The 6,730-nt window shown below is 61.0% G+C and carries 6 protein-coding genes; all 6 read right to left on the bottom strand.

The window, feature by feature from the left end:
- Window positions 1-1,649: phage tail fiber repeat family protein (locus tag C8D82_RS17035; protein WP_207776169.1), on the bottom strand; the 1,649-nt coding region annotated here is incomplete at its 3' end.
- Entirely contained in the window at window positions 1,649-2,230 is a 582-nt protein-coding gene (locus C8D82_RS17030) for a hypothetical protein (RefSeq protein ID WP_116885495.1), read from the bottom strand. The genes C8D82_RS17030 and C8D82_RS17035, both read right to left, overlap by 1 nt.
- 12 nt (window positions 2,231-2,242) lie before the next feature.
- Window positions 2,243-4,057, bottom strand: a complete 1,815-nt coding sequence (locus C8D82_RS17025) for a hypothetical protein (protein ID WP_116885494.1) — start codon at window positions 4,055-4,057, stop codon at window positions 2,243-2,245.
- A gap of 3 nt (window positions 4,058-4,060) precedes the next feature.
- Window positions 4,061-4,525 (bottom strand): Rho termination factor N-terminal domain-containing protein, encoded by a 465-nt coding sequence (locus tag C8D82_RS17020; RefSeq protein WP_207776168.1) that lies wholly within the window; start codon window positions 4,523-4,525, stop codon window positions 4,061-4,063.
- A gap of 63 nt (window positions 4,526-4,588) precedes the next feature.
- A complete protein-coding gene (locus tag C8D82_RS17015) occupies window positions 4,589-5,488 on the bottom strand; it encodes a hypothetical protein (protein WP_116885493.1) in 900 nt (299 codons plus the stop codon).
- Window positions 5,489-5,506: 18 nt separating this feature from the next.
- Entirely contained in the window at window positions 5,507-6,724 is a 1,218-nt protein-coding gene (locus C8D82_RS17010) for a hypothetical protein (protein ID WP_116885492.1), read from the bottom strand.
- Between the last annotated feature and the right edge of the window lie 6 nt (window positions 6,725-6,730).

The raw sequence follows: 6,730 nt of genomic DNA, 5'->3' as shown, positions 1-6,730 counted from the left end.
TCAGTTTCCGCGAGTTTGTCCAGCGTCGCTTTGTTGGCGTGGGTGTGCGCTTTGCCGACCGCGTCGGCGACCTGCGCGGCGGTGGTCGCGCCCACGGCGTCGGCGGTCGCGGCGTGATCGACGATGCCGTCGTCGTCGGTGTCGTAAACCGATTTGAGCATATCGCCGGTTGAACCGGTTGTATCAAGTCCGTCCAACTTCTCCTTATCGGCGGCGGACATCAGCCCATCGGCTTTTGAAGTAGCCACGGGGAGCGTCACCGCACCGGAACTATTCGGTACTTGACCATTGACCGAAGATATCTTCTCATTCAATTTATTTTCCAGCCCGGTCACATCGCCGATTACATGGTTATGCGTCGCCGGAGGGAACGCCGAAGGTTTATCGGTCAGGTCATTCCAACTGGAAACTCCTCCGGACACCGTAATCCAGCCGTAGCCGTCCGAAGTTTTTCCGATCACCTGTCCGGCAGTTCCTCCCGCCGGGATCGTCAGTTTGGCATTCAGCGCCGCCGCGGTCGCTTCCTTGGGGGCATAGACGGAGTCGTGATTATGGTCGGCGGCAGCTTTGCCGTCCAACGCGTCCTGCAATCCGGTGACATCGCCGATTATGTGCGTGTGAACTTTGGCCGCATAATCCTGCAATGCGGAAGCGAGGGCATACTGACTGTGTTCATGAGTTTTCGCCGCAAATTCGTTTCTGGCCTGCGTGATGGTGATATAGGAGGCAAGATCAATGCTGCTCCAGCCGCAGCCGGAAACGGTTTTCATCAGGAATTGCCCGGCGTTCCCTCCGGCCGGAACAGTCAGTTTCCGGCTCAACTCGTCGGCAAGGCCGTTCACGTCCGCGACGGCGTGAGTATGCGAGGCTGGAGGAAATGCGGAGGGTTTCCCGGAAAGGTCGGCGTATTTTCCGCTGAACGCATCCGCTTTCAACTGATACAGATTCAGCTTGTCGGCGGTGATGAATCCGGAAACATCGGGCAGTTCACTCTTGAGCGCATACTCTGAATGGGTATGATTTTTCGACGCATAGGTCGTTGAAAGCGTGGCGAGCGTATTCTTCTGCTGGACGGTGAGCGTCAGGCCGTCCTTGTCCTTGAGTTCTGAAACGTCGCCCGGAATCGTGATCGAAACGTTTCCGGCATTGTCAGGGGCGATTCCATTGACGCGGCGCACGACCGGTTCGTCAAGCCCGCCGCTGTTGCGGATCATCTCTTCGACCTCTTCAAAGGTCGGATAACGGTCCGCCGGAAGCGGCGCGGGATTCATACTGTCGGAACCCGGATTGTTGGCAATCGCAATCCGGCCCGCTCCGATCATCCATTGGTCTGCTTCGGACCACAATACGGCGTGAAAGCTGCGGCGCGTACCGAGCGGCAGGTGATAAAATTCATCCACCATTCTGTCGGTGCATAAATTGAGCGTTCCGGTAATCGTCCCGGTTCCGGTGAAAGCGTCGCAGACCGCCAGTTTCCGGCCGCCGCAGCGTGCGGAATAGATAATAAAGCTCAGCCCGGCGGTCTTGATTTCCCCGTCCGGATTCGGGATTACCAGTTCCACGCTCTCCAGTTTGGCTGCCGCCGGAAATTCCGGCTTGAATTTCAGAGAACGCTTTTTAAAATCAGGCGTCACGTTAAGCTGCATCATCAGAAAAACCTCGCTCCTGTTATCGTACAATGCTGATCGAGCGGCTTTCCCGCCGACTCCATCTCTTCAATCGCCTCCGCTTTGAACCGCAAATAGGCGGCCCGGTGGTAGCTGGACAACTCTCCGTTGCTCCACGGCTTCTGCGGCATGGCGAAAAGCTCCGCCAGCGCCTTTGCCTTGACCGCCTCCCAGTACCGGTTGAAAAACTCCTCGGCGTAGGCGTTGCACAGCGGAGTCGGCAGCATGGAATACTCCACACGGATGACTTCGCCTTTCTGCCCGGTCGGCTTATCCAGCAGCACCCGGGTGTGGTTGGCCGGATCAAGCCGGTAGGAACGGGGCGCCAGCATCCGCTTCCCGCAGAAAACGCGGTTGATCCGGAAAATTACCGCATCCTCCGGCACCGCCACGCAGACCGCTTCCACACTTTCGGACAACTCTTCTTGATGGGCGGCCAGATAAGCGCCCGATTCGCGGGCGAACTCCCGCCCGGCGGCCCGTACCGCCTGCAAGGCGACGGGGCTTTCACATCCCGGAAGCAGCGGCAGAAGCTCCGGAAGCAGCTCTTTGATCTGATACATCGCGACACCTCCCTACAGTTGCCGGAATCCGGCGGCGGCCAGTTCCCGGAACGGGGCCGCCTCGTTCACGCGGTTGTAAAACAGAAATCCCAGCGAAGCGATATAATCCGCAATCGCTTCGGAGAAACGTTCCGGTATCCTCTCCGGCTCCGGTTCCCACATCCCGGCGGCGTCAAGCATCAGTTCGGGACGCATGGAGTACAGCGTCGCCGTCGCGCGGTCGAACCACTCTTCAAACCGGTTCTCCGGGTACTGCATCGGTACGGCGGAGACCAGTTCCCGGAACTGCTGCATGAGTTTGTCGGCCAGCGCCGCCTGTCCCGCCGCCAGGTCGCGACTGACCAGCACGGCGCGCCCGGCGGCATACCGGGTGATCGCGTCGGCGTAATCGACGGTCACGGTTCCGGCTCCGCCGATATCCGGGCGCATCGGGCGGACGGCTGCAATTCCATCCTGAATAAAGGCGGAAAGCTGTTCATCTCCCCAATGGAACGGCACCAGTTGCAGCGTTTCCGCGAAGCGGACGCGGAACCGTTCCGCAATCGCGCCGCCGTTTTTGAGCTGGTCGGCGGTCAGGTTGGCGGCGAGGTACGCGGTATAATACCCGGCAGGTTCCAGAAACTCCGCACCGGCTCCGTAGCTGGCGGCATCCGCGCGGACCTTGCGGATCTCCGCGAGTGCGTCGGCGGCGAATGCGGCAAGCCGGTCATCAGTCCAGTGATACGGCACCAGCGCCAGCGCCTCCAGAGCGCGGCCCCGGAAACGTTCCGCGACGGCTCCGCCGTTTCTGACCTGATCGCCGGTGAGGTTGGCCGCCAGAAACGCGGTGTAATATCCGGCGGCTTCCAGAAATTCAGATGGAAGAACCGCGTCGTCGATATCATTGCGCAATTTGCGGATTTCCGCGAGCGCATCGGCGGCGAACGCCTTCAACTGATTGTCGGTCACCCGGAACGGTACGGCGGCAACCAGTTCATTGAACCTTGCATACAGCCGGTCGGAAACCGTGCCGTTATTCGCCTTCTGGTCATGGTCGAGATTGAAAGCGCGTGAGGCGATATAGTAACCGAGCGCCTCGGTAAATTCGACGGTGACGGTTCCCTCCATTCCGATATCGTTGCGCAGTTTTCGGATTTCCGCGATTCCCTGTCCGGCATACTCTTCGAGGTCGGAACTCTGCCAGTGAAACGGAGCCGCCATCGTCAGTTCGACGAAACGGCTGAACAGCTTTTCGGAGAGTGCGCCGTTGTTCTGCTGATAGTCGTTGTCCTGCGCGACGGCGCGGCTTGCGACATAACAGCCGAGAGCTGCGGCGAAGTCACCGGTGACATCCGAAGTTCCGGCGATATCGTTGCGCAGCTTATCCACTTCGAGCAAGCCCTGATCGTAGAAGCGGATCAACTGGTCATCCGGCCAGCGGTATGGTTCAATGCTGTCCGCGAGCAGTTCGCGGGCCTGTTCGAGCACGATGCTCCGTTCCAGAAACGGCACACTGTGCGAGAGGTCGGCCAGCAGCAGTTGAGCGCGCTTGACTGCATCCGGCGTCGCCAGCGCGGTAGTGTCGCCGCCGAACTCGGCCAGAAGTTCCCGGGCGCGTTGGACGGCTGCGGAGGAGATATCCGCGACGGTCCGCTCCCGGATGTCGGCGAGCAGTTCGCGGGCGCGCCGGATCACGGTTTCGGTGATGTCGGCGGCGTTCCGTTCGCTCAGGTCAGCCAGAAACTCCCGCAACCGCGCCAGAACGTCGGCAGACTCGACCGGATCGAGCCGGTCGGCGACATGCAGCCGGGCTTTTGCCAACTGGATCACGAGCGAACGGTCGATCATGACTTACTTCTCCCCTTGGGCGATGATGGCGGCGATCAGTTCTTCCTTCTTGAGGTCGTCGGGCTTCTCAATGCCGCGCTCGGCAGCCAACTGGCGCAGTTCGGCGACTTTCATCGCATTGAGCCGTTCCGACAGCGGCGGCGCGGCGGCTTCGAGCTTGGCGACTTTTTCGCGGAGGGCGGCGTTCTCTTCGGCGAGCGCCTGGTTTTCGCCGGTCAGACGTTCCACTTCGGCGAGAGCATTCTGCGCGGCGGTCTCGAAGCGGCCGGAGCGGAGGGTTTCCTGCTCGAATTTGGCCTGCAATTCGGTGATGCGTTCGAGCATGGTGTTTTCGGCGACCGGCGCGCGGCCGATCAGCACTCCTTCGGCGGTGCATTCCGCCACATGCGGTGAAACTTTCATCACGGCGGGATTGTAAGGCATCACCACGCCGGTGGCGGTATTTTTCATAAAGCGGGCTGCGTTCATGTACTGGACTCCTTTGGTAAGCGCCGCCGGAGCCGGAGGACCGGACGGCGGCGCGGGTTGATGTCAGGCGATTTTAACCACGGAATAGCCGAGGGCTTCCGGGTGGACGGTTTTCCAGCCGTAGACGGTCAGGCCCTTGTAGACCTTGCCGAACCGCTTTTCGCGCGGGCAGGATTCGTTCTTGACGATCTGGGTGGCGAAACTGATCGCATCCTTGTGGCCGAACACCGGCTGCCAGTTATCGCCCGTCTTGTTGAGCTGGTTGGTGGCGATGATGTTGAATCGGTCGATCATGCCGATGTTGCCGGTACGCAGGCTCGACTGCTTGTCGCCGGTGATGTAGACCTCCTTGATCTCCGACTTCTTGATCCGGTTGACCACGGCGAACGGCAGGACCATCCAGCGGTTTTCGTTGGGGAGGTTCTGTTCGTCGAGGACGGTTCCGCAATCGATGATCCAGTCGAGCACATTGTCTTTGGTCAATTCAACCGGAGTTCCGGTGATGCCGAGATTGAACGCGCCGGATTTCTCACCTGCGGTCGCACCGAAGTTTTTTTCGGCGGCGTCGGCGTAAATCGCGTTGACGAACTCGCCTTCGATGGTCTCCTTGAGCTTGGTCACGGCGCGCTGGACAGCGCGCTGGATGTAGGGCACGTCGGACTGATGCTGTTCGACCTCATCGGCGTTGATCGCATAGTACTTGCCCTTGTCGATCAGCAGTTGGACAAGTTCCGGCGCGGTGATCTCCTCGATGGTGAGGTCGGTGCGCGGCGTGAAGTCGTTGATCGTCACGTCCGGCTCGAACCGGATGTTCACGGTGTCGCCGAAATTCTTGATTTCGCCTTCGCGCTTGTTGTTGGTGATCCAGGAGAGGAACAGCTGCGGGTAGAACAGCGATTCCATGGTCTTGGACCAGATTTCCGGGATGTAATTACCGTGCAGAGCGGTGGAAAGTGCAGCCATAACAGGCCTCCTTTACAGTTATCGGCCTCCTCCGCCGGTTGCCGGGGCGGAAGCCAGTTCCTTGTTCAATTTTTCGATAGTCCGGAGCAATGCGGCGGGATCGCCGACTCCGGTGTTGAATTTCCGGTTGGCGGCATTGAGGTCCGCCAGAATGGTCGCCTGATCGCGCTGCGCCGGGGGAAGCGCCGGGGCAGCACCGTTGACCGAGCGGGGAAGCGCCGGAGCGCCGCGCCGGACCGGCGGGACAGCAGCCGGAGCCGCCGGAACGACCGTCTGCTGCGGAGCCGCAGCGGCGGAATGCGGCGGTGCATAGAACACCTGTTCCGCGCGCATCTGGTCGGAGATGACTTTGAGAATCTCCGCCATGCGGACCACGTCACCGCGGCTGCTCGCTTCGCTGTAGTCCTGCGCGGCGGATACCCGCTGCTGCGTGACCGGGTCGAGACGGGTGAACTGATTCATGAACTCGTCGACGGCTCCTCCCTGCTGTTCGAGCAGGGCGATGGAAAGACCGCGTTTTCCGAGTTCCGCGTCGAGCGCGGCGTTGATCCTGTTCTGCCGTTCTTCTTCGTCCCGCTGCCGGAGCAGGTCCACGTTCTGCGCGACCTGATCCAGCCGGGGATCGGCAGCCGGAGCGGCTCCCCCCATCACTTCCACCAGCGCCACGGCGGCTTCATGATCGAATCCGCCCGCTTCCAGCTTGGCGATGCGCTCCGCGATTGCCGGATTTCCGGCGGCGGCTCCGGCGTTCTCGCTTCCGGCGGCGGGCTGTCCGTTTCCTCCTGATTGCGCTTTCAGCCGGGCGTTCTCTTCGCGGAGCTGTTGAAGCTGCCGGTTCAATTCGGGAACTTCCGCGTTGTACTTTCCCTGCAACGTCTGATAACGCGCCTGATGCAGCGCGAGCAGCTTTTCCCAATTGACTTCTGCGGGCTGTTCGGTCGTTTCCGCCGGGGCAGTCGGATCGGCCGGTGCAACCTCCGGGGCCTTCTGATCCGTTTCCGGGACTACGGCCTGATCGGGCGTTTCCGTTCCGGTTCCCGGCTCCTGACCGGGGACGGGAGCGGGCGCGGGGTTGGCGGCGTTCCGGGCGGCTTCGACTTCGCGACGGGTTTCGGGCGGCAGCGTGGCGAGCATCTCCGGGGTGTACCCGGCGTACAGTTCAACCAGCGGATTCTGCGTCTCCGTTCCTGCGGCGTTGACGGTTTCGGCTCCATTGTTGACGACGGTTGCGGACATGGTTCA

Origin of the sequence: Victivallis vadensis (genome assembly GCF_003096415.1) — a bacterium.
GTDB classification, from domain to species: Bacteria; Verrucomicrobiota; Lentisphaeria; order Victivallales; family Victivallaceae; genus Victivallis; species Victivallis vadensis.
Note: the sequence above shows the minus strand (reverse complement) of the source record. Positions and strands in the feature narration are given on the sequence as shown.

Bases quoted from the DNA above. Each gene is read 5' to 3' on its own strand.
- C8D82_RS17030 (WP_116885495.1), bottom strand. From the start codon at position 2,230: ATGTATCAGATCAAAGAGCTGCTTCCGGAGCTTCTGCCGCTGCTTCCG.
- C8D82_RS17025 (WP_116885494.1), bottom strand. From the start codon at position 4,057: ATGATCGACCGTTCGCTCGTGATCCAGTTGGCAAAAGCCCGGCTGCAT.
- C8D82_RS17020 (WP_207776168.1), bottom strand. From the start codon at position 4,525: ATGAACGCAGCCCGCTTTATGAAAAATACCGCCACCGGCGTGGTGATG.
- C8D82_RS17015 (WP_116885493.1), bottom strand. From the start codon at position 5,488: ATGGCTGCACTTTCCACCGCTCTGCACGGTAATTACATCCCGGAAATC.
- C8D82_RS17010 (WP_116885492.1), bottom strand. From the start codon at position 6,724: ATGTCCGCAACCGTCGTCAACAATGGAGCCGAAACCGTCAACGCCGCA.